The sequence below is a fragment of the Microvirga flocculans ATCC BAA-817 genome (genome assembly GCF_000518665.1).
Classification (GTDB): domain Bacteria; phylum Pseudomonadota; class Alphaproteobacteria; order Rhizobiales; family Beijerinckiaceae; genus Microvirga; species Microvirga flocculans.
Genome location: NZ_JAEA01000007.1, coordinates 194103 through 216038 on the forward strand (window position 1 = coordinate 194103; position 21936 = coordinate 216038).

At 60.2% G+C, this 21936-nt stretch carries 22 protein-coding genes and 1 pseudogene; 14 read left to right on the plus strand and 9 right to left on the minus strand.

Annotated elements, in window-relative coordinates; all coding sequences use genetic code 11:
* Positions 1-79 precede the first annotated feature (79 nt).
* The 4 genes from L879_RS0109295 (at position 80) to L879_RS0109310 (ending at position 3346) form a co-directional block, all read left to right on the plus strand.
* The gene (locus tag L879_RS0109295) at positions 80-1042 is read left to right on the plus strand and encodes a threonine ammonia-lyase (RefSeq protein WP_027315863.1); all 963 of its coding nucleotides are present in this window, start codon (positions 80-82) and stop codon (positions 1040-1042) included.
* A 71-nt stretch (positions 1043-1113) separates the two neighbouring features.
* Positions 1114-1965 (plus strand): GNAT family N-acetyltransferase, encoded by an 852-nt coding sequence (locus L879_RS0109300; protein WP_183501364.1) that lies wholly within the window; start codon positions 1114-1116, stop codon positions 1963-1965.
* A 76-nt stretch (positions 1966-2041) separates the two neighbouring features.
* Positions 2042-2692 (plus strand): alpha/beta hydrolase, encoded by a 651-nt coding sequence (locus L879_RS0109305; RefSeq protein WP_027315865.1) that lies wholly within the window; start codon positions 2042-2044, stop codon positions 2690-2692.
* 30 nt (positions 2693-2722) lie between these two features.
* Positions 2723-3346: a glutathione S-transferase family protein gene (locus L879_RS0109310; protein ID WP_027315866.1), complete on the plus strand. Its 624-nt coding sequence runs from the start codon at positions 2723-2725 to the stop codon at positions 3344-3346.
* A gap of 53 nt (positions 3347-3399) precedes the next feature.
* Here the strand turns inward: L879_RS0109310 and L879_RS0109315 are convergent, their stop codons facing one another.
* The 3 genes from L879_RS0109315 to L879_RS0109325 form a co-directional block, all read right to left on the minus strand.
* Positions 3400-4227, minus strand: coding sequence for an IclR family transcriptional regulator (locus L879_RS0109315; RefSeq protein ID WP_027315867.1), 828 nt, complete (start codon positions 4225-4227; stop codon positions 3400-3402).
* A 135-nt stretch (positions 4228-4362) separates the two neighbouring features.
* On the minus strand, positions 4363-5547 hold the full coding sequence (locus L879_RS0109320) for an acyl-CoA dehydrogenase family protein (RefSeq protein WP_035459163.1): 1185 nt from the start codon (positions 5545-5547) through the stop codon (positions 4363-4365).
* Positions 5544-6740: a CaiB/BaiF CoA transferase family protein gene (locus tag L879_RS0109325; protein WP_035459165.1), complete on the minus strand. Its 1197-nt coding sequence runs from the start codon at positions 6738-6740 to the stop codon at positions 5544-5546. Before L879_RS0109325 ends, L879_RS0109320 begins: the two co-directional genes overlap by 4 nt.
* Positions 6741-7410: 670 nt before the next feature.
* On the opposite strand from L879_RS0109325, the gene L879_RS0109330 reads away from it, so the two are divergent.
* From L879_RS0109330 to L879_RS0109350, 5 genes are all read left to right on the plus strand, one after another.
* A complete protein-coding gene (locus L879_RS0109330; RefSeq protein ID WP_084020865.1) occupies positions 7411-8736 on the plus strand; it encodes an ABC transporter substrate-binding protein in 1326 nt (441 codons plus the stop codon).
* Positions 8737-8846: 110 nt separating this feature from the next.
* Positions 8847-9686: a carbohydrate ABC transporter permease gene (locus L879_RS0109335; protein WP_027315871.1), complete on the plus strand. Its 840-nt coding sequence runs from the start codon at positions 8847-8849 to the stop codon at positions 9684-9686.
* Positions 9683-10543 (plus strand): carbohydrate ABC transporter permease, encoded by an 861-nt coding sequence (locus L879_RS0109340; protein WP_245265199.1) that lies wholly within the window; start codon positions 9683-9685, stop codon positions 10541-10543. Before L879_RS0109335 ends, L879_RS0109340 begins: the two co-directional genes overlap by 4 nt.
* A gap of 50 nt (positions 10544-10593) precedes the next feature.
* Positions 10594-11634 carry a DUF2804 domain-containing protein gene (locus tag L879_RS0109345; RefSeq protein WP_210163816.1) on the plus strand — a complete coding sequence of 347 codons (1041 nt, stop codon included), beginning with the start codon at positions 10594-10596 and terminating at the stop codon, positions 11632-11634.
* Positions 11635-11706: 72 nt separating this feature from the next.
* Positions 11707-12786, plus strand: a complete 1080-nt coding sequence (locus L879_RS0109350; protein WP_027315874.1) for an ABC transporter ATP-binding protein — start codon at positions 11707-11709, stop codon at positions 12784-12786.
* A gap of 66 nt (positions 12787-12852) precedes the next feature.
* Here L879_RS0109350 and L879_RS0109355 read toward each other — a convergent pair whose 3' ends face one another.
* From L879_RS0109355 to L879_RS21090, 4 genes are read right to left on the minus strand one after another with little or no spacing between them, the layout of a single operon-like run.
* Complete coding sequence (locus L879_RS0109355) at positions 12853-13506, minus strand: DUF6134 family protein (protein ID WP_027315875.1); 654 nt, start codon at positions 13504-13506, stop codon at positions 12853-12855.
* Positions 13507-13519: 13 nt separating this feature from the next.
* Entirely contained in the window at positions 13520-14758 is a 1239-nt protein-coding gene (locus L879_RS0109360) for an SAM-dependent methyltransferase (protein WP_027315876.1), read from the minus strand.
* A gap of 12 nt (positions 14759-14770) precedes the next feature.
* Entirely contained in the window at positions 14771-15550 is a 780-nt protein-coding gene (locus L879_RS0109365; protein ID WP_035459167.1) for a DUF1365 domain-containing protein, read from the minus strand.
* Positions 15550-16860: an NAD(P)/FAD-dependent oxidoreductase gene (locus L879_RS21090; protein ID WP_245265200.1), complete on the minus strand. Its 1311-nt coding sequence runs from the start codon at positions 16858-16860 to the stop codon at positions 15550-15552. The genes L879_RS0109365 and L879_RS21090 overlap by 1 nt, the downstream gene beginning before the upstream one ends.
* Before the next feature lie 243 nt (positions 16861-17103).
* Between L879_RS21090 and L879_RS0109375 the strand changes: the two genes are divergently transcribed.
* From L879_RS0109375 to L879_RS0109385, 3 genes are read left to right on the plus strand one after another with little or no spacing between them, the layout of a single operon-like run.
* Positions 17104-17679 carry a sigma-70 family RNA polymerase sigma factor gene (locus L879_RS0109375; protein WP_051435184.1) on the plus strand — a complete coding sequence of 192 codons (576 nt, stop codon included), beginning with the start codon at positions 17104-17106 and terminating at the stop codon, positions 17677-17679.
* Positions 17676-18332 carry a ChrR family anti-sigma-E factor gene (locus tag L879_RS0109380; protein WP_027315879.1) on the plus strand — a complete coding sequence of 219 codons (657 nt, stop codon included), beginning with the start codon at positions 17676-17678 and terminating at the stop codon, positions 18330-18332. The genes L879_RS0109375 and L879_RS0109380 overlap by 4 nt, the downstream gene beginning before the upstream one ends.
* 10 nt (positions 18333-18342) lie before the next feature.
* Positions 18343-19158 (plus strand): DUF1295 domain-containing protein, encoded by an 816-nt coding sequence (locus tag L879_RS0109385; RefSeq protein WP_027315880.1) that lies wholly within the window; start codon positions 18343-18345, stop codon positions 19156-19158.
* A gap of 125 nt (positions 19159-19283) precedes the next feature.
* Here L879_RS0109385 and L879_RS0109390 read toward each other — a convergent pair whose 3' ends face one another.
* Complete coding sequence (locus L879_RS0109390; protein ID WP_027315881.1) at positions 19284-19691, minus strand: DUF2177 family protein; 408 nt, start codon at positions 19689-19691, stop codon at positions 19284-19286.
* 83 nt (positions 19692-19774) lie between these two features.
* Positions 19775-19923 (minus strand): annotated as a pseudogene (locus tag L879_RS23620) (integrase core domain-containing protein); the annotation flags it as partial.
* A 333-nt stretch (positions 19924-20256) separates the two neighbouring features.
* Here L879_RS23620 and L879_RS22740 point away from each other — a divergent pair.
* On the plus strand, positions 20257-20907 hold the full coding sequence (locus L879_RS22740) for a TetR/AcrR family transcriptional regulator (protein WP_161634652.1): 651 nt from the start codon (positions 20257-20259) through the stop codon (positions 20905-20907).
* Complete coding sequence (locus L879_RS21100) at positions 20904-21920, plus strand: dipeptidase (protein ID WP_027315882.1); 1017 nt, start codon at positions 20904-20906, stop codon at positions 21918-21920. Before L879_RS22740 ends, L879_RS21100 begins: the two co-directional genes overlap by 4 nt.
* Positions 21921-21936: the final 16 nt, after the last annotated feature.

Sequence of the window (21936 nt, forward strand, 5' to 3'; positions counted from 1 at the left end):
GATCTTAAGGCGCGAGATTTCAGCGTTCGAGCGGCCAAAATCGGGGCCGCGCGGCACAAACTGCTGCTAGGCTTGTGCCATGATTACTCCAGCCCTGTCACCTGCCCGGATCGCCGAGGCGCCCCGGCTCATCCCGCCCGTTTTTCTCGACTCCGCCCTGAGGACATCGCCGGATCTCGACCGGCATCTCGGGCTGTCCCTATGGCTGAAGGACGAGACCGATAACCCGATCCGCTCCTTCAAGGGCCGCGGCGCCGGCCTGTTCGTCGCCCGTGAACTGAACGAAGCCAGCACTCTGGTCGCGGCATCGGCCGGCAATTTCGGTCAAGGCCTCACCTATGCGGCTGCTCGGGCCGGGCACAAGGTCATCGTCTTTGCCGCCGAAACGGCGAGCCCGCTCAAGATAGAGGCCATGCGCGGGTTTGGTGCCCACGTCATCCTCCATGGACGCGACCTCGACGACGCCAAGGCGGAGGCGATGGCCTTCGCCGCGGGAAAGGGTTTCCGCTTCGTCGAGGATGGAGCCGAGCCTGCCATTGCAGAGGGAGCGGGCACAGTCGCGCTGGAGATCTCAGCCGCCCTTCCAGACCTCGATGCCGTGTTCATCCCGTTGGGCAACGGTGCACTCGCGACAGGGATGGGATGCTGGCTCAAGCACCGCTCGCCCCGGACCCGGGTCGTCGCAGTCGCGGCAGAGGGAGCGCCATGCATGGCACATTCCTTCTCGTCGGGACGGCTCACGCAGATGCCGGCCGTCGACACGATCGCCGACGGCATTGCCGTGCGAGTGCCCGTGAGCTTTGCCGTCGATACCATGAAGGGGACCGTCGACGAGGTGATGCTCGTCAACGACGAAGCGATCCTCGAGGCCATGAGGCTCATCCGGCGGCATCTCGGCAGTATTGTCGAGCCGGCTGGCGCTGCAGGTCTCGCCGGCCTTCTGGCACATCGTCAGGACTATTCAGGAAGCCGGATAGCGACCGTCCTGTGCGGCGCGAACCTGACCCACGAACAGATCGCGCGATGGCTTCCGTCGAACTAGCCTTCTTTCTTTCCTGCCATCGAGACCGACATCCAATCCAGACAAACTCCTTGGAGACGCTCCCAATGTCCTTGCCTTCCGGCGTGGTCAGCCACCCCGCTCTCACGTTCACGACGACCGCACTTGCAGAGATCATGACCGCCTGTTTCGAAGGCTATGTCATACCCCAGGCGATCAACGGCGACATGTTCAACGCGCGCTTCCGCCGCGAAGCCCTCGACCTGCGCGCCAGCCGCGTGCTCATGGAAGGCGACCATCCGGTCGCCATCATTCTCGTGGCCCGCCGCGGCTGGACGGCCAGGATCGCCGCGATGGGCATCGTTCCCGCCTACCGCGCCAAAGGTCTCGGACGGCGCGCATTGGGTGACGTCATCCACGAACTGCGCGAGCTTGGCGACCGTCGACTGATGCTCGAGGTTATCGATACCAACGAACCCGCGGTGCGCCTTTACAGCAGTCTCGGATTCAAGGTCCGTCGCCGGTTGATCGGCTATCGCCGCCCCGCTTCGGCCGCGACGCTCTCAACCGCACTCGAGCTCACTGAGATCGACCCGCTGTCGATCGCCCGGAAGGTTGCCGAGGAAGGACCGCCCGATCTTCCATGGTTCCTGGCCGCGGAAACCCTGGCCACGATGGCGGCGCCTGCACGCGGATTGTCTCTTGCGGGAGAGGCTTTCGCCATCGTGGAGCCGACGCCGCAACCGTCAGGCCTCGCCCTGCGGACAATCATCGTAAACCGTAACGCGCGGCGGCGCGGCCTGGGACAAGCGATGATCTCAGCTCTGGCGGCGACCCATCCGGGGCAGGACCTGCTCATGACCGCTAATGTTCCCGAAGATCTCGCTCGGGCGTTCATGGCATATATGGGTTTCGAACGGACACCGATCGGCCAGTTCGAGATGGATGTCGATCTGACGGCCTGAGCCTTTTCCCACCGAAATTCATTCCTTGCGGCGCCAGAGACGATGACGTTTCGTCGATTCCCTGTGAAGATGCACCATGCCCATTGAGACCTTGCCCATCACCGGCCATCGCGGCTTGCATGTGCCGAACGCCCTGAACCGGATGCACGAGCAGAGCCGTCATCTGGCCATCCTTCTGCCCGGTTTCGGCTATCGCACGACGATGCCGGCTCTCTACTACAGCCGCGCCTTGATGCTTGCACGGGGTGCCGACGTGCTCACAGTCGACTACACCTACGACCTGATGCCTGACTTCCTCGCCGCCTCCGACGATGAGAAGCTGGCCTGGATCCGGTCCGATGCAACGGCGGTATTCGACGCGATCGAATCCCTGGGTCGTTATGAGCGTCTTACCATCATCGGCAAATCGGCCGGAACGGCAGCAATGGCAATGGTCGTTCCCGGCCGGTCTGAACTCGCAGATGCCGAACTGATATGGCTTACTCCGGGCTTTCGCACACCCGGAGTGCCCGAAGGCATGGCACGTTGCGCGCAACGCTCGATCATCGTCATCGGCTCGGCCGATCCTCACTATAACGAGGAGCATCTCGATGCCGCGCGGCGCCGGGGAGCGGAGGTCCTCGTCGTTCCCGATCTGGATCATGGACTTGAAAAGCCAAACGACGTAGTCGGATCGGTCTCGGCCATGACCGGCATCATGCAGCGCTTGTCCAGCTGGATCGGCTGAAACCGTCACTGAATTCAAAGAGGATGCGAAATGTCGGAATATGAACTGATTGCCTCCAAGGGCTGCGGCTCGGCCGTGATCGAGATGGCGCTGGCGCTCGCAGGGCTGCCGCATCGTGTGACGATGATCCCTTATCTCGAGCCCGGTCTCGAGCGGGATCGACTGTTGTCGCTCAACCCCTTGGGACAGGTTCCGACGCTGATTCTTCCGAACGGCAACGTGATGACCGAGAGCGCCGCCATGCTGCTGCACATCCACGATGTTGCGCCCCAGGCGGGTCTCGTTCCGTCCGATGTCGACAGCCGAGCGGCATTCTTCAATCTGATGATCGTTCTGGTTGCCGCGATCTATCCCACCTTCACTTTCGGGGACGACCCGAAGCAGTTCGGGCTCGACGATGCCGCCGCCTCGGCCCTCCGCGCAGAGAGCGATGCCCGTCGCAACCGGATCTGGCAGTCCATAGAGACACTGATCTCCCCATCTCCTTATGCGCTCGGCCCCCAATTGACGGCGGTCGATCTTTATCTCGCGGTCATGTCTGCCTGGAGGCCGGGGCGTGCCTGGTTTGCGCAGAACTGCCCGAAGTTGCTTTCAGCCGCGGAAGCCGCAGCAAAGATCCCGGCCGTATCGCGCATCCTCGAGCGCAACGCATAGCGTGAATCAAGGTCAGGCCTGCCCGGCATGAACTCATGCCGGCGCCGAAGTCCTCAAGCAGAGGCTTGCAATCCGTTCATATCGGCAATGATCGCCTTGGCGATCTCGACCAGGCGCGGACCGACCCGCTCGACGAGTTGCTCTCGGGTGAGGATGATGGCGGGCCCGCCACAGTTTAGGGCGAACAGGAGCGTTCCGGTCCCGAGGGCCAGCGGCACTCCGACCGCATTGACCTGCTCTTTCCACTCGCCGATCGAGAGAACGAAGCCGCGCTCCGACAGATCTTGAACCGCTTGGCTGATCCCATCCCGCAGCTTTGGCCATGAAACCGGATCTGCTTTCAACCGCTCAAGAAACTGATCGCGTTCGGCTTGAGGAAGCGCAGCCAGATAGGCGCGCCCCATCGCAGATGTTGCCATCTTGATATGGGACCCGACTTCGATGCCCATATGCAGGGGGCTGTCCCCGCGGCAATGTTCGAGATAGACCATGGACTTTCCGTCGCGGGCGCCGAGAGCGACAGAGACACCTGTTTCATCAGCCAGAGATTGCATGTAGGGCCGGGCGATGTCGCGTACGGCGACGCTGCCCAGGGCGCTGAAGCCCAATGCAAGCGCCGCCGTCGAAAGGCTGTATCGGGAATCGTCGGGAGAGTATTTGAGATAGCCGAGAACTCCCAACGTATAAGTCAGACGTGAGACGGTCGCCTTGGGAAGGCCCGTGCGCCGCGCAATTTCCTGGTTCCCCAGGGGAGGATCTCCACGCCGGAAGGCCCGCAGGATCTCGAGACCTCGGGCGAGCGCCGTCACGAACTGGGGATCTCGTTCCTCGCCGAGTTCTTTTCCAGAGCCTGGAAGCAGAGCAGTTTCACGTTTGCGCATTCAGGTCTCAAGTTTCGTTGCCGAGAGGTTTCAATGATCCGCATCGTACTATCATAGGGTTATAACATAGAATAGCACGGTCGTTTCTTCGCATCCGCTGCAGAGGCTTCCCTTCAGTCTCAAGTGCCCATGGTTCTAGGAGACCCGACTGGCTTCCCGAATCATGTTCCGTGCAATCAAAATCTGCTGGAGCTGGGTCGTTCCCTCGTAGATGCGGAAGAGGCGGACATCGCGGAAGAACCGTTCAACGCCATATTCCATCATATATCCGGCGCCCCCGTGGATCTGAACCGCCTTATCGGCCGCACGTCCCACCATCTCGCTCGCGAACATCTTGCAGCACGCCGCATCCGTGGAGACATCGATTCCGAGATCCTTGCGGCGCGCAGTTTCCATGACCATGCAACGGGCCGCGAAGGCTTCAGCGCGCATATCCGCCAGCATGGCCTGGATGAGCTGAAACTGCGCAATCGGCTGCCCGAACTGCTTGCGCGTCATGGCGTAGGCAAGGCTATCGGCGATGAGCCGTTCGGCCGCTCCAACGCAGATGGCCGCGATGTGAAGCCGCCCACGGTCGAGCACCTTCATGGCGGTTTTGAAACCATGCCCTTCTTTCGCAGGCCCACCGACGATAGCCGAAGCCGGAACACGAACTGCGTCGAAAATCACGTCGCAGGTCTGCGCACCTTGCTGGCCCATTTTCCTGTCGACCGGGCCCAAGGCAATTCCTGGAAGACCGGCTTCGACCAGGAATGCCGATATTCCGCTGGCCGTGCGGCTTGCAGGATCGGTTCTCGCGAAAACAGTGAACAGGCTGGCTTGCGGCGCATTCGTGATGAAGCGTTTGGTTCCTGTAATGACATAGTCGTCGCCGTCGCGCAGGCCGACGGTTCGGAGTGAGCCCGCATCCGTTCCCGCTTCCGGCTCGGTCAGGCAGAAAGAGCCTGTCATCTCACCCGATGCGAGACGGGGAAGATAGCGTCGTTTCTGCTCGGGCGTTCCGTCAATGACGATGCCTTGCGATCCAATGCCGATATTGGTTCCGATCCGGGAGCGGAAGGCGGGGGACGTTCGCCCCAACAGGAATGCGACTTCGACCTCCTGCTCGACGGAGAGGCCAAGACCGCCATATTCTTCCGGAATGGTCAGTCCGAACATGCCGAGATCGCGCATCTCCTGCACGATCTCGTCGGGGATGCGCTCCTCATCCGCAACCTGTCTTTCGAGAGGTCTCAGACGCTCCTGGACAAAGCGCTCGACTGTCGAGAGAAGAAGAGAGAGCGTCTGCCGTTCCAGCGACGCTGTTCCATTCGCAGTCATGCAATGACTCCCGCAGCGCGCAGGGACGCGATGTCCGCCTCCGAGTACGACAGGACTTCCCGCAGGATGCTGTCGGTATGCTCCCCGAGCAGAGGCGGTGCAGTAGGATCGACTGGCGGTGTTCCGGACAGACGCAAAGGACTGCGGACCGTGCGAACCGTCCCAAGGGTCGGATGAGTTGCTTCCACAACGACCTTCCTGGATTGGGCATGCTCGGAGGAGAAGGCCTCAGAGACGGTCTTCACTTCGCCTGCAGGAATGGAGTTTTGCCGCAGCTTTCTCATGAGATCTTCCAAGCTCAAGGATGCGAAAGCCGCCTGAAGCTTTGAGATCAGCTCATCGCGATGAACCGTTCTGGCTTGATTGGTGCGATAGCGGTCGTCTTCGACCAATGATGCATCGCTTAGGACATTCATGCACAAGCGCCGGTATTGCTCGTCATTGCCGACGGCAAGGGCAAAGATGCCATCGACGCAGTGAAAGAGCTGGTACGGAACGATGCTTGGATGGGCATTCCCGAAACGTTTCGGATCCTTGCCGGTATTGAGATAACCCGATGCGATGTTGGCCAGAAAGAACAGGGCGCTGTCGGAGAGGCCGATGTCGATGAACTGGCCTTTACCGGTGCGTTCTCGCACGTAAAGCGCAGCCAAAATGGCCTGTACCGCATTCATGCCTGAAACGAGGTCGATGAAAGCGACCCCGAGGCGCATCGGCTCGCCGGCCGGATCGCCCGTGATGGCCATGAACCCGCATTCCGCCTGGAGAATGAAGTCGTATCCCGGACGATCTTCAAGCGGGTTGTCGCGCCCGTAGCCGGATATGGAGCAATGGATCAGACGAGGATTGATCTTGCGCGTTTCCTCAAAGGTCAAATTGAGCTTGCGCAGACTGGACGCCTTGAAGTTCTCAACCAGGATGTCGGCCTGCGCAATCAATTCCGTGACGATCTTCCGGCCGTCTTGGCTGCTGATATCGACTGCGATGCTGCGCTTGTTTCTGTTCGCCGCAAGATAATAAGTCGAGATGCCGTCCACTGAAGGTGGCGACCATGAGCGTGTGTCGTCTCCGCTCGATGGATGTTCGACTTTCCAGATCTGGGCTCCCAAATCTCCCAAAGTCATCGTCGCCCAGGGCCCAGCCAGCACTCGCGACAGATCGAGAACCTTGATCCCTTCGAGCGCTGCAGCCACCTTTATGTTCCTTGTCTTGCGCCGTTACCTGACAAATCGAAACCAGACGAAGGTGAGCCCCGCCCCACTGTGCGAGGCTCGAAGAAGGGTTTTGCCTTCGGCAAAAGATGCCCGCGGTGAGCGGCAGGTCTGGTCCTGTCCATCCTTGGCGCATCTGAAAAAGGAAAACCGTTCACTTTTCACAAGAGCTAGCAGTCCATACCATCCTCGTCAACTTTCAGAATTTATTTCCAATATACGAAATTTCATCGATCTTAAAGCAAAACGTGCGATTGCCAAATAGCCGACATCCAGCTTGGGCGCTGCCTTTGGCGCGGACGCCCCCATCGAAGGCCAGTGCCGCGCGAGCACCTCTGACTTTGCGGGAAACCTTGAAACTTTCGATGAGAAATTCCTTTTTTGCGCTTTAGTCTTCATCGTGATCGATACTCATTCACAAGCCGCATCTTTTCTCTGCGCGAGATCCTGCGCCGTTGACGACTTTCCAAGCGGATGGTACGAATCCCTTGAAAAACAGAAATAAATTTCGTCTGTTGGAATAAAACGACCGCCAGGCAGGTCTCAACAGGGCGAGGCGAATGACTGCGGCGACGCTCCTGTCGCCGTGACATGCTGCGCCGCAAGGCGTGATGGGAGGTAGGAGATGAGCCACTTGAAGAACAAAAGCCGTATGTTTTGGACCGCCGCGCGGCTCTCGGCCGTGCTGGCCCTCACGACGGCCGGAGTTGCAAAGTCGCAGGCTGCTGAAGGAAGCGGTCTCGGCACTGCGGATGCGCCGGTCCAGATCCGCATGATCGCGAATGAGGCTTTTGCCAAGCAGTGGCAAACCAACATGGTGCCGGAGTTCAACAAGACTTATCCGCATATCAAGGTCACGATCGACGGCGTTCCCTATGCCGAGCTTCTTCCCAAGAGCGTTCTCGATCTTACCGGTGCGGTTCCGACCTACGATATCATCATCGCCGACGATCCCTGGATTCCGCAGCTTGCTCAAACGGGAGCCTTGCTCGATCTGAAGAAGGACGTGGCGAACTGGACGTCGCCGGACTACGACTGGAACGATTTCAACTCGGCGCCGCTAGCGGCTGGAGAATGGAAGGGGGCGCAATATGGTGTGCCGCTTCGCTCCAACCTGCTCCTGATGTTTACCAACAAGGCCCTCTACGAAAAGGCGGGTCTTCCCGCTCCAACGCCTAAGCTGACTTGGGCGGAGTATTTCCAGCAGGCTCCGAAACTTGTGCAGGATACAAATGGCGACGGCAAGCCCGATGCCTGGGCCATCGACACCTACTTCATGAGGGACAGCCTGACGCCAACCATCTGGCAGACGATCCTCAACTCCAATGGCGGAGCCCTTCTCGACAAGGACAACAAGCCGGCCTTCAACAATGAAGCAGGGGTGAAGGCTCTCCAGACCCATATCGATCTCCTGAAATACGCTCCCCCAGGCGGCGTCAGCCACGGCTTCAACGAGTCGCTCCAAGCGTTCCGGCAGGGCCAGGTTGCCACCATGTTCATGTGGGGCAGTGTGTTCAAAGGAACCGCTGTCGATGCAGCGACCACGACGCTCAAGCCCGAGCAGGTTGGCATCCAGGTCATGCCGGTCGGTTCCAAGGGCCCCGGCGCTCATCGCGGCATATGGAGCGGCGCAATCTCCAAGAAGAGCGCCAACCAGCAGGCCGCCTGGGCTCTCCTCCAATGGCTGAGCTCTAAGGAGGGCGAGGTCTGGCATGCCAATACCCTCGGGGTTTTCCCGGCGCGCAAGTCGACGCTTGCGAAAGCGCCTGAGAATGCATGGCTCGTTCCCGTCTATGCGGCTCTTCAGCAGGGATACGATGCGGCTGAGGCAGGACAGATGTGGCGCCCGCGTCACCCCAAGTCGGATGCTGTGCAGCAGATCCTTGCGGACGAGACGAGCCGGGCGATTTCCGGCGAGATCAGTGCTGCCGAGGCGTTGAACAACGCCGCGCGCAAGATCGAACGCCTGCGCCTGTAAAAAGAGGTCGGAAGACCGTCATCATGAGCACAGTTCAGCAACGGACGTTCAAGCCTCATCGCAGCCGCGGGTTGTCACGGGTCGTCGATGCGATAAGCCGGTGGACATTCATGTCCCCTGCGACGATCCTCCTCCTTGTAGTCCTCGCGTATCCGATTTTCTACACGCTTCGGATCAGCTTCGCAGAGCTGAACCTCGGCACCTTCGAAGCGGATACATGGGTCGGCTGGGACAATTACCTCGCCGTGGTGGAGAACGACCGTTTCTGGAACTCGCTGAAAGTAACGGGAACCTACCTGATCCTCGCTCTCCCTTTGCAGATGGTTCTGGGATTCGGGATCGCCTTCCTGATCAATGCCAACTGGAAAGGACGCGGCGTGGTTCGCGCCCTTTTCATCATTCCGATGGTCGTTGCCCCCGTTGTAGCCGGCGGCGTGTGGCGCATGCTTCTCGATCCCTTGTGGGGCCTGGTAAACTATCTGCTCGGATTTTTTGGGCTGGAGCCGTTGGACTGGCTCGGCAACCCGAGCCTCGCCATGATGACTCTCGTCATTATCGATACGTGGCGCTGGACCCCCTTCGTGACGCTGATCGCCACCGCCGCACTTCTTTCCTTGCCGCGAGACGTATTCGAGGCCGCGCAAATCGACGGTGCGAACTGGTGGCGAATTTTCTGGTCGATCACTCTTCCGCTTCTCCTGCCGATCATAGCGGCAACCTTCATCGTCAGATGGCTCGGCGCCGTGAAGATGTTCGATATCGCTCTTGCGGCGACCAATGGCGGCCCTGGGCAGGCAACGAACGTGATCAATCTCTTCATCTATGAGGAGGCTTTCCGCTCGCTCAAATTCGCCGAGTCCGCAGCGATGGCGATGATCATCCTCGTTCTCACCATGGTGCTCACGGGAATTTTCCTGGTTGGGTCCCGGAAGCTGGAGGAGCGGCAGTGAGTGCTCTGCTTAGTCCGATCAAGAAACGCCGCAAGCCGAGGATCGGACGCTATGTCCGCATCATCTCCGGCGTCTTCGCTTGTCTCGTCTTTTTGTTTCCGGTCTTCTGGATGGTGTTGACCTCATTCAAGATGCCGCGGGACATCTTCACGACGCCGCCAACCTTCATCTTTGCGCCGACGCTGGAAACATACACGAGCTATTTTTTCCATGCTGACGTTCCCCGTCGCATGTTCAATACCGTCATCGTTGCTTTTGGCGCTGGCCTCGTTTCCATTTTTGCCGGCGCCATGGCGGGCTATGCCCTGGCGCGCATCAAGTTACGGGGCGCAGCGACGATCGGCGTGCTGATCCTGTTATCGCGCGGCGTTCCCCCGATCGCGCTTGCGGTGCCGATGTTCCTGGTCGCGCGCAATCTCGGACTCCTCGACCAGCATATTACCCTCATCCTTGCCTATTGCACCTTCCTCATTCCCTATGTGATGTGGCTGATGCGCGGCTTCTTCAAGGCCCTCCCGGCGGAGCTGGAGGAAGCGGCCCTGTTGGACGGCTGCACGCGCATGGGGGCGTTCTTCCGCATCATCGTTCCGATTTCCATGCCCGGTCTCATATCGACTCTCATCTTCAGCGTCATCCTGGCATGGGAGGAATTGCTGTTCGCGCTCGTTCTGACCAATCGAAATGCCTCCACCATTCCCGTCGCGATTGCCGGGATCGCGGGCGATACGGTGAACGGCGCGAACTGGGGTGCCTTGACCGCCGTCGGAACGCTGACGGTCATTCCTGTCGTCATCTTTGCGTTGATCGTTCAGAAATGGCTGATTCAGGGGCTGGCCGATGGAGCAACCAAGGGATAGCTCCTTGTGAAGGACTGAACTCGGGCAGCTTTTGCTGCTCGGCAACAACGATGATCGCTAAAGAGGACTTTTGTGCGATGGTTGGGGGCGAGATGAAAGTCGAGCGCGAGCTCACACGCGAGGTCGATCTTTGCCTGCCGAATGGCCGGCTCAATCCCGCCGCGGTAGGATGGACGCGCAAGCCGCTCCACCGGGCCAACCTGAAGGGTTGGGGACGCAACAAACGCTTCGAGTATTGGTGCATAACGACGCCTGACCTCATCGTTGCCGTGAACGTGTCTCATTCCGATTACCGAGTTACCCTCGCGACGTTCTTTCTCGATCTGAAAAGTCTGAATGCGATTCCGGAGGCCGAAATTCATTGGCTGCCCCGCAGCCGTGTCGATGAGATGCCGGAACGCTCTGGCACCGGTCCCGTCGTCGGCAGAGGAGACCGGATGCGAATTGAGATGCTGCCCTCTTCAACCGGTGTCACCCTGCGTGCGAAGACGCCGCGACTGGACGTCGACCTCGCCGTCATCGTAGAGCCGGGCCATGAATCCATGGGCGTCGTCGTGCCATGGGACGATCGGCGCTTTCAGTATACGCGAAAGGACAACTGCCTGCCTGTCAGCGGAAGAGTCGTCGCAGACGGTCGCGAATATTCGGTTGACCGCGCGACCGCTTACGCAACGCTCGATCACGGCCGTGGGCGCTGGCCTTACTCCATTACCTGGAACTGGGCATCCGCGAGCGGTCGTACCCATGGCCATGAAATCGGCCTTCAGTTCGGCGCGAAATGGACCGACAACACTCCCTCGACGGAGAATGCGTTGCGGATCGATGGGCGCATCGAGAAATTGAGCCAGGAAACCATCTGGACCTATGACCGAAACGACTGGATGCGTCCCTGGACAATTCGGAGCGAGCGCGTCGACCTCGTCTTCACGCCCCTCTACGATCGCGCCTCGTCGTTCGACCGCCTCATCGTCTGCAGCAAAGAGCATCAGGTCTTTGGCTACTTCGATGGCCATGTGTTCGATGAGGCCGGGCGCCGATATGAAATCGAGCATATGCTCGGATGGGCGGAAGAAGTGCATCGCCGCTGGTAGCGCGGAATGCGAAACCTCTCAAAGTCCGGAGGGAAATTCCCTCTTGCAGTGCAAACATGATGGAGTGAGCCGGTGGGCACCGTCGAGATCAGGAACGTCCGCAAGTCCTATGGCAGCCATGCGGTCATGCACGGCGTCTCAGTTACCATTCCCGATGGTGAGTTTGTCGCCCTGGTAGGTCCTTCGGGATGCGGAAAGTCGACGTTGCTGCGGATGATCGCTGGCCTTGAAGATATCACGGACGGTGAGATCGCAATCGAGGGGCGGGTCGTCAACGATGTCGCGCCCAAGGACCGGGATATCGCGATGGTATTCCAGAATTATGCCCTCTACCCTCACATGAGCGTGCGCGAGAATATGGGCTTCGCGTTGAAACTGAGAGGAATGCCTAAGGCCCAGATTGAGGAACGCGTACAGGTGGCTGCGCAGATCCTCAACCTGCAATCCCTCCTCGAGCGCAAGCCGCGCGCTCTTTCCGGCGGGCAGCGGCAACGCGTCGCCATGGGGCGTGCGATCGTTCGCGATCCAACGGTCTTCCTCTTCGACGAGCCTCTCTCCAACCTTGATGCCAAGTTGCGCGTTCAGGTGCGTTCGGAGTTGAAGCAACTGCATCAGCGGTTAGGCACGACAACCGTCTATGTGACACACGACCAGATTGAGGCCATGACTCTCGCCGACCGGATTGTCGTCATGAACTCAGGACAGGTGGAGCAAATCGGTCCGCCGCTCGATCTCTATGATCGGCCTGCGAATCTGTTCGTTGCTGCCTTCATAGGCTCGCCACCGATGAACTTCATCGAAGGTCAAGCCAACGCCGATGGAACCGGACTTCATCTGGCGAACGGTACCAGCCTGCCACTGCCGACAGGCGCGAAAGCTCCATCGGGGAGGGCCGTCACTTTAGGAATCCGACCGGAGCATCTGGACGTCGCGCAGACGGGGTGGCCCGCGACCGTTCTGGTGATCGAGCCGACCGGATCGGAAACGCAGATCAATGCGCAACTGGGAGATATTCCGCTTCGCATCCTGATCCGGGGGCGGACCGACATCCGGCCGGGCGATACGATTCACCTCGACGCTCCGGCAAAGCATGTTCACCTTTTCGATACTCATACCGGGAGGCGGATCGAAAGCCAGTTCCCTGGAGATTGAGTGAGGAAGCTCCCGAAACGAGACGTTCCTCTCACCTGTCTTGAGGCTGGATGTGAACGAGGCGGCTTACGCGCGGCGGTAAAGCACCTGCGATCCGTCCTTCGCCACGAAGGTCAGGCCGACCCAGGACGGGGTGTCATCATACCAGGTTTCGAACGATATGGGGCCGCTCAACGCGAAACGCTGAGCGGGAACGATCGTCCCAGCCGATGTCTGAACACGGTCCCGGCCCTTCCGGATAACGACGGGGCGCAAAAGCTCGCCGTTCTGGGTATTGATGAGCGGCCCGTCGAGCATCTCCCGGTTCCAGTGGGTTGCCGGATGCGCTCCCGCGGGAGCGACGTAGCGGCCGGAACGCGTGGAATCGACGAGGAGGCCGGATGGCGTGCGCTCGCATGTCACGCTCAGTTTCTGGCCGTCGTCATTCGTCTGCGCCGTCAACGACACCACATCCTCGCCCTGCCAGATCTCCGATACACGGTGGGTGTAGCGGTAGAACTTGATGGGCCCGATACCTACGGAGAGTTCGACATCGACGCTGACCGTGAGGCGCTCCCCCGAGCGGGTGAAGGTGAGTTCATGAACGCCGATGCGGCTGCCCTTCCTGACGACGTCGAAGGTAAGACGACCGTCAGGAGGAACCGGAAGTGCAGCAAAGGATGCTTTCGGGGTGAGCAGAAGGGCTCCCGCACCGATCAGAACATCGCGTCGCCGGATCATGGCTCAATTCACCTCATTCTTTGGTTACGACGTAAAGGCCCACATCGATGGCATTGGTGCGGAAGCCAGCTTCGCAGTAGCAGAGGTAATAGTCCCACATGCGCCGAAACCGGTCGTCAAAGCCCAATTTCTCGATATCAGGCCAGGCCCGATGGAAGCGGATCCGCCACTCGGCGAGAGTCTGGGCATAGCTCAAACCGAAGCTCTCTGCGTGTGCAAGTCCAAGGCCTGCCGCCTCGATATGGTTCTTGAGCAATGCCTTCGAGGGAAGCATTCCGCCTGGGAAGATATGCGTTTGAATGAAGTCGGCTCCCGAGCGGTAAGAGTCGTACCGGTCCTCCGCGATGGTGATGACCTGGAGAACCGCGCGGCCGCCGGGCTTCAGGCAGCGCCGGAGCGTCGAGAAATAGGCCGGCCAATAGGCTTCTCCCACAGCTTCCAGCATCTCGATGGAAACGATGCGGTCGAAGGTTCCGGTCACATCGCGATAGTCCTGGAGCCGGATATCGATTCTGTCGCCAAGCCCGTTCGTCTCCGCAACGGACAGCGCATGAGCTCGCTGCTCCTTAGAGAGCGTCAGCGCCGTAACGCTCGCATCATGCTCGTCCGCCAGTTTCTTCGCCAGCGCGCCCCAGCCGCAACCGATTTCGAGAACCGTTTGCCGTGATGCGAGTTGGAGAAGCTGTGCGATGCGGTCGAGCTTCGCGTCCTGCGCCTCCTCGAGGCTCATATTGCCGCGCGTGAACAGCGCGGACGAGTAAGTCATGGTTCTGTCGAGCCAGAGCTCGTAGAAATCGTTTCCGAGGTCGTAATGGAACGCAATGTTCTTGCGGCTTCCTGAGCGCGTATTGGCGCGCAGAAGGTGGTTGATCCGGTTCAGCACGCGCATCGGCCAGAAGCCGTTGATGATTCGCGTCAGCGCCCCGGTATTGATCGCGGCAAGCTCAATCAGCGTCGTCAGATCGGGCGTCGTCCAGTCGCCGTCGATGTACCCTTGCGCGAATCCGAGGTCTCCCCGACTCGCAAGGCGGCGCAGGGCGCGCCAGCGATGCAAGACGAGAATGGCTTCAGGGCCCGGATTGCGCTTCTCATGGCGGATGCGCTCACCCGAGGGCGTTACGACGACAAGGCTGCCATATTGGATGGCCGCGAGGAGCTTCGCCAGGAACGACGGTGCAAGGCCCCGCAGCCTGCGGTTCCTGCGGAGCGCAATTCCTTCTGCAAATGGCTCACCGGCATTGTGGAGCGTCATGGTCGGCTATTCCTATGAAGATGAGTGCTGTGCTGTCGTCAGGGGACGTGCGGGAGGCGGTGGGCGCTTTCGCAAGCCGATGCCTTTCATCCAAAGCAGCAATGCTTCCCAATGGATCCCGCCGGTCACTTTCAGGGTGAGAAACGGATGAGTCACGAAGGCCGAGAGCAGCGCGAGGTCGCCGAGCGGCCTGCGCTCTCCTATGAGGGACGCGGTCAAGACCGCTCCTTCCCCGTCGTCGCAACGGATCGAAACGGCTACCTTGTCCTCTGGCCGTCTCACCCGGAAGCTGTAGGAAAGGTCCATGTCCATGAAAGGAGAGACATAGAAGCACTTCCCGATCGACTGGCGCACCACGGAATCGTCCGTCTCGACAGGCAGCACATAGCTATGGCGCTGGCCGAACGTGTTCGATACCTCGTACAGAAGCGCAGCCAGAGTTTCGTCACGCCTGTAGCAGAAATAGATGCTCAGAGGGTTGAACCCGTAGCCTAGAACGCGCGGCATGGTGAGCAGGAAGATGCGCCCACCGTCGGGGGTGACGCCCGCCTCGCGCATGGCCGCCTCGACCTGCGGGCGAAGCGGGGCTCCCGAGCGGTCGCCATAATCCTTCTCGCGGATGCTGAAGAGGTTGAACCGGTTGAAGGACATGACGATGCTGCGCCGCATCGTGTCCTGCATGGTGTCGATGTCGAGGAAAAGCCAGAAGACGCGATAGCGCAAATCGTGCTTGCGCGGCCGCAGCCTTCTGTGAACGACGCTTCCTACATAGAGCGCCGAAGCGATGGACATCAGGCTACCTCTGCAGGTGTGAAGACGGGTGCGCGGCTCGGCAGGCGGATTCGCCCGGATTCGTCCTCGACCTCCCAGGGGCGGCGAACGCCACCGAGCTCTTCCGCGACAGCGAGGCCCGCCTGGAGGCCATCCTCATGGAAGCCCGACCCGAAATAGGCTCCGCAGAACCACGTGTTGCGCTGTCCCTGGAGCGACCACAGGTCCTCCTGCGCAAGGATCGCGCCCCGGTCGAACAGGGGATGCTCGTAGATGCCCTCCCACACCACCTTTTCCCGGCGCGGCTCCACTATCGGGTTGAGCGTGACGAAGTACTGGGTGTCTCCGGAGAGTCCCTGAAGGCGATTCATCCAGTAAGTCACGGCGAGATGCGTGCCCGCCATGTCGCGGCGGGAGAGGTAGTTCCAGCTCGCCCAGACGGCGCGGCGGCGCGGCATCAGGCGCTCGTCGTCATGCAAGACCGTGCGGTTGCGGCTGTAGCGGAACGCGCCGAGAAGTGCCCTTTCCCGCGACGACGGATCGGCGAGAAGCGACAGCGCCTGGTCCGCATGGGTGGCGATGACGACGTGGTCATAATGTTCCACGACTCCGTGGCGGGTGACGACGGCCACCCGCCCGCCTGCGCGCGCGATTTCCACGACGGGATCGCCCTGGCGGGCCTGCCCGGAGAAATCGGCCAGAAGCCTTTCGACATAGGCGCGGCTGCCGCCATCGACCGTGCGCCATATCGGCCGGTCGGTGAATTTCAGCAAGCCGTGGTTGTCGCAGAAGCGGATAAAGGCGGCGGCGGGATAATCCTGAATCCGGTCCCGGGGAGTAGACCAGATCGCCGCCGCCATCGGGAAGAGGTGATCTTCCCGAAAGGCGGTGCCATACCCCTTGGCATCGAGATAACTGCCGAGCGGCATCAGCCCAACCTCGGCCAGATCGGCGGGAGCGTTGCGGTAAAACCGTACCAGATCGGACAGCATCGACCAGAAGCGCGGGCGAAGGATATTGCGCTTTTGTGCGAAAAGCCCTGCCAGGTCGGTTCCGGCATATTCCAGATCCCCGCCGTCCCTCGACACGGCGAAGGACATGTCGGTCGCCTTGGTCGGAACGGACAGGTGCTGGAACAGTGCCGTAAGGTTCGGATAGGTCTGCTCGTTGTAGACGATGAACCCCGTGTCCACGGGAATCCTGCCCTCTCCGGCAGGGGCATCCACCGTATGGGAATGCCCGCCGAACCGCCCATCCGCCTCGAGAAGCGTCACGTCATGCCGCTTGCCCAGCAGCCAAGCGGCGGAAAGGCCGGAAATCCCGCTTCCCACGACTGCGATCCTGAGCCGCCGAGGCTCGTGCGGAAAGCGGAGGACATTGAGGGGTTCGTTCACGGGGGCTGACCTATTGATTGCTTTGTTATGGTGAAGATACGGATCACCTCCTATTTTGGATCACGCGGGAATGCGATGATCCAAATCCACGTCCCGCGCGTATTCAGAGGCATGTATGCAGCCAGCGTTACAGAAGATCGTTCTCGATACTGGCCATCCTCCCGCCCCAGGAGGGTGGCGATGACGGCCGGGTCCGCCTCTGCGGGCAAGGCTGCACCGGATTTCGACGGCCTGCTCCGAGCGATCGGACACGAGCGCGACCGCAAGGCATTCGCTGCGCTTTTCCTGCATTTTGCGCCCCGCATCAAAGCCTATCTGATGCGGGCCGGAACCGCCGCCAACATGGCGGAAGAGCTTGCGCAGGAAACGATGCTGACCGTCTGGCAGAAGGCTGCGTCCTTCGATCCGGACAAGGCGGGGGCGAGCGTCTGGATCTTCACCATTGCCCGTAACCTGCGAATCGACCAGATCCGTCGTGAGAAGAGTGCGGCGAAATATGAGCCGGATCCGAGCGACGAGCCGGATCTGCCGCCCCCGTCGGATGCCATCGTTCTGGCATCCGAGCGCGAGAACCGGGTCCGCAAGGCCCTCAAATCCCTGTCCGAGGAGCAGGCGAAAATCGTTCAGATGTCTTTCTTCAGTGAAAAACCGCACGCGGAGATCGCCCGCGACCTCGGCATCCCCCTCGGGACGGTCAAGTCCCGGATCAGGCTCGCCATGGACCGGCTCCGCAACCTCCTGGGTGACCTGACATGACGATGCAGCATCACCCATCCGACGAAACTCTTCTGCGCTACGCCGCCGGCACCCTGGAGGCAGGGCCCGCCCTCGTCGTCGCCGCCCATCTCGAACTCTGTGCGGATTGCCGGGAACAGGTACGCACCTTCGAAGCGGTGGGTGGGGCCATGCTTGAAGGCCTTCCGCCGGCGGAGATGTCCACGGATGCCCTCGAACGGGCGCTCGCCCTGCTCGACGGGGGCAAGCATGCCGCTTCCGTTACGGCCGCCGTGAGACAGGACCGGGTCATGGCGGGCGACATTGCCCTGCCCGCGGCCCTGCGAGGCTGCAGAATCGGCCCCTGGCGCTGGCGCGGACCCGGAGTGCGGATCAGCCGCGTCGTCATTCCGGCGGCTCCGGACGCCCATGTGATGCTGATCAAGGTCGGCGCGGGGCGGCATCTGCCCCATCACGGCCACTCGGGCACGGAGTTCACCCTCGTGCTCAAGGGGGCCTTCTCGGATGCGAGCGGCCGCTACGCTCGCGGCGATCTTGCCGAAGCGGATGCGCAGGTGGAGCACGAGCCCGTCGTCGATCAGGATGGGGAGTGCATCTGCCTGGCCGCTCTGGAAGGGCAGATGCGCTTCCAGGGGCTTCTGGGCCGCATCGTTCAGCCCTTCGTGGGGATCTAGGAGCAACGCCATGAGCGAGTTGGAGGCGGCGATCCTGCTCGCAGGCGCGGGAATGGCTCTTTCCGTCATCATGGCGGTCGCCTGGCGCGTCCAGCAGAGCACAGGACAATCGGGATGGATCGATACCATCTGGTCCTTCTCCGTCGGCACGGTCGGCGCCGCTCTCGCTCTCTGGCCCGGGGAGGACGGCCTCTCCTTGCGGCAGATTCTCGTCGCAGCTCTTGCGGCTGCCTGGTCGCTGCGGCTGGGCGCATCCATAGCAAGAAGAACCATCAAAGGCGGCGAGGACCCTCGATATGCGGCGCTCTATGAGCAATGGGGTGAGAATTATTCGCGCCGGCTGTTCTGGTTTCTGCAGATCCAGGCGGCTGCGGCTTTCGTGCTCGTGGCGACCATTGCCGTAGCCGCGCATAATCCAGTCACCGAATTGCGTCTGGCGGACATGGCGGGAGCCTTCGTCCTCGCCATTGCGATCCTGGGCGAACGCCTTGCAGACAATCAACTGCGCGATTTCCGTTCAAATCCAGCCAATCGCGGCAAAGTCTGCGAGACAGGCTTATGGGCCTACTCACGTCACCCGAACTACTTCTTCGAATGGCTCGGCTGGTGCGCCTATCCCTTCTTCGGCATCAACGCCGACCTGACCTATCCGATAGGGTTTGCCACGCTGGCAGGGCCGGTCTTCATGTACTGGCTCCTCGTCCATGTCTCAGGAATTCCGCTGCTCGAAGCGCATATGCTCCGCTCGCGCGGCGCGCAGTTCGAGGCGTACCGCTCAAGGGTCAACGCTTTTTTCCCAGGTGTTCGCAAGGGAGCGCGTTCCTGACACACCGGTAGGACAAGCGCCTTGCTCCGCGCTTCGCGCAAACTGCCTGTTCCACCGGCTCTGGCCCAAACAAAAAACCTGCCGTGTGACCACGGCAGGTTTAATGAAGGAATTTGGAGCTGGCGTTAATTCCGTGTCAGCCAGGCGGTGACGACATAACCGATCGTCGCCGACATGCCTGTGAGAAACGTGCCCCAGGCCATGTCGACCACCGAGAGCGCCGTCGGCCATTCGCGAAGGGTTGCTTGGTTCGTCAGGTCATATGTTGCGTAGGCGATGAGGCCCAGCAGCGCGCCATTGACGAGCCCCGTGCTCCACTGCTCCGATTGCAGCGCCGGCGCCACGGCGAAATAGACGACCCCGACAATGTAGAGAAGGTAGAAAAAGGCTGCCGGAACCAGCCGTGGCTGATCGGCAAGATGGCTACCCAGCATGGGGCGATAGAATGCGCCCGTCATCGTCGACAGCCATACGGCGTCGATCGCCAGAAAAACGGTTGCAGTCACGCCATAGGCGGAAAGGTAGGTCTTCACGTTCGATCCCCAACCCAATGTTTCATTCACATCACGACATACGGCGGCGGAGGGATATTGGATCACCGACAGGGGGTGGCGTTGATCGTGGAGAAGATCTCGCCATTGAGGAGTTCGTCGCGAAGTTTCGAGTTTAAGGTCTCTTGGTCGTCGTTCTTCCATGGGCTACCGGGCTCGGTATAGGCAGTTTTGCCCCTGTCGCATTGATCCAGTTCCGAACTGCTTTAGCAATCCTCGCCTGGATTTCTTCGGCGGCCTGCCGAGGAGCGATTACCTGGCCATAAGTATGGGCGTCAGGGACCTGATAGGCCGACCTGATAAGCTTCAGGCCCGGTCTCGTGACGTCCTTCCTGCTCCCATCTCTCTCGTGCGCCTTAAACAGTGTTCTCCATCGCCCTACCGGGAGGGCGAGCCATCATCCTTCAGGGTATCTGTTGTTGCTCCGATGCCGGCCTTACCGAAAGCTTCCACTATGAACGCCAGGTCTTACAGGCCGAAAGAAACAAACCCATTATAAAAACAGACTTGACTGTTTGTTTTTTAAATATACCCTTGCATTATGACTATGAACCCACCCCCTCGAAAAACAAGACGCAGCCAAGCTGAGCGGTCTCAAGACTCCCGCCGGAAACTCATCGAAGCGGCAATCGCGGTCCTATCGGAGGCTGGGTTCGCCGGTGCGGCAACTCCGTTGATCGCCGAGCGCGCTGGCGTCAGCCGGGGGCTCATGACCCATCACTTTCCGACCAAGCGCGATCTTTTGGTGGCTGTGGTCGAGCATCTCAGCGAGCAGATGATTGCCAGCTTTAAGGATGATTTCGAGCACGATATGCCGTCCGGTATCCGCGCCGAGATCATCGTTGATCGAATATGGGCCCTGTATTCCAGCAATATCTACAGGGCTCTGATCCAGATTCATGTGGGAGCCTCGGTCGATCCGGCTCTTGCCGGTGAAATCAATGAAATCGCGGAGCGGACCTCGACTGCTGTGAAAGAGGCGTGGCGCAGATCCTTGTCGGCTCGCACCGACATTCCGCATGAAGTGATCGACCAGGCTGGGTCTTTCTTGCTGACGCAAATGCGAGGCATGGCGCTTCAGCGCTTCTTTGGGCGGCCACGAGACTACTCGGCGCAATTGCGGCTGACGCAAACGCTCTTCTCTTCATTGCTTTCGGATGCGAAGCCGATGAAAAAATCGAAAGACAAGATTCAATGACGCACGTTCATCCCGAACCTGCAGAACCATCGAGCGACATGCTGATTTGGGACATGTCGGTTCCATGGCAGGACCACGGACGGCGCTGGCTGAAAGATCGGGCCCTTGGTCGATACAGAGAGAATGGCGTCGGCTTCGTTTCCTTGACCGTTGCCAAAGATGAGCAGGGCGTTCAGGAAACGATAAGGCAAATCGCTCGCGAACGCGCGATGATCCAGGCCAATGAAGACAAATACGTTTTGATCTCGAACGTATCGGACATCATCGACGCCCGAAAGTCCGGAAAGCTGGCGATCGCGTTCAATTTTCAGGGGACCAATCCATTCGCGCGCGATCTGGCCATGGTGGAAACCTACCACAGGCTGGGCGTCCGCCATGCCCTGCTGGCCTACAATCTCCGCAATGCGGTCGGTAGCGGCTGTCATGAACGGTCTGACGATGGGCTCAGCAGTTTCGGGATAGCTCTCATCCGTGAAATGAACCGGGTCGGTATGCTGGTCGATCTTGCGCATACAGGATCTCGGACGTCCCTCGATGCAATTGAACATTCCAGCGCTCCGGTCATCATCAGTCATGCAGCGGCCCGTTCTGTTCATGATCATCCGCGCAATATCGATGACGAGCGGATCCGTGCATGCGCAGGATCGGGCGGAGTGATGGGAGTGACGGGAACCGGGCTATTTCTGGGATCCAACGAGCAGCTCCTCGACAAGTTCATACAACATATCGATCATATCGTTCAGCTGGTTGGGCCGGGCCATGTAGGTCTCGGCCTCGATTTCAACTATGACATGGATGCGGCAATCGCCGGTGCGCGATCCGATCCCGCCAAGTATCCCGTCGCAGGCGGCTATGCCAATGACGGCCTCAAGATCATCGAGCCGGAACATGTGCCTCACATAACTGAAGCGCTGCAGAAACGCGGATATTCCGATGACGATGTTCGTGCCATTGCGGGACTAAACTGGCTGCGCGTGGCCTCACAAGTTTGGAATACCCAAGCCTCGAAATAATGGCAGGAGTCATAGA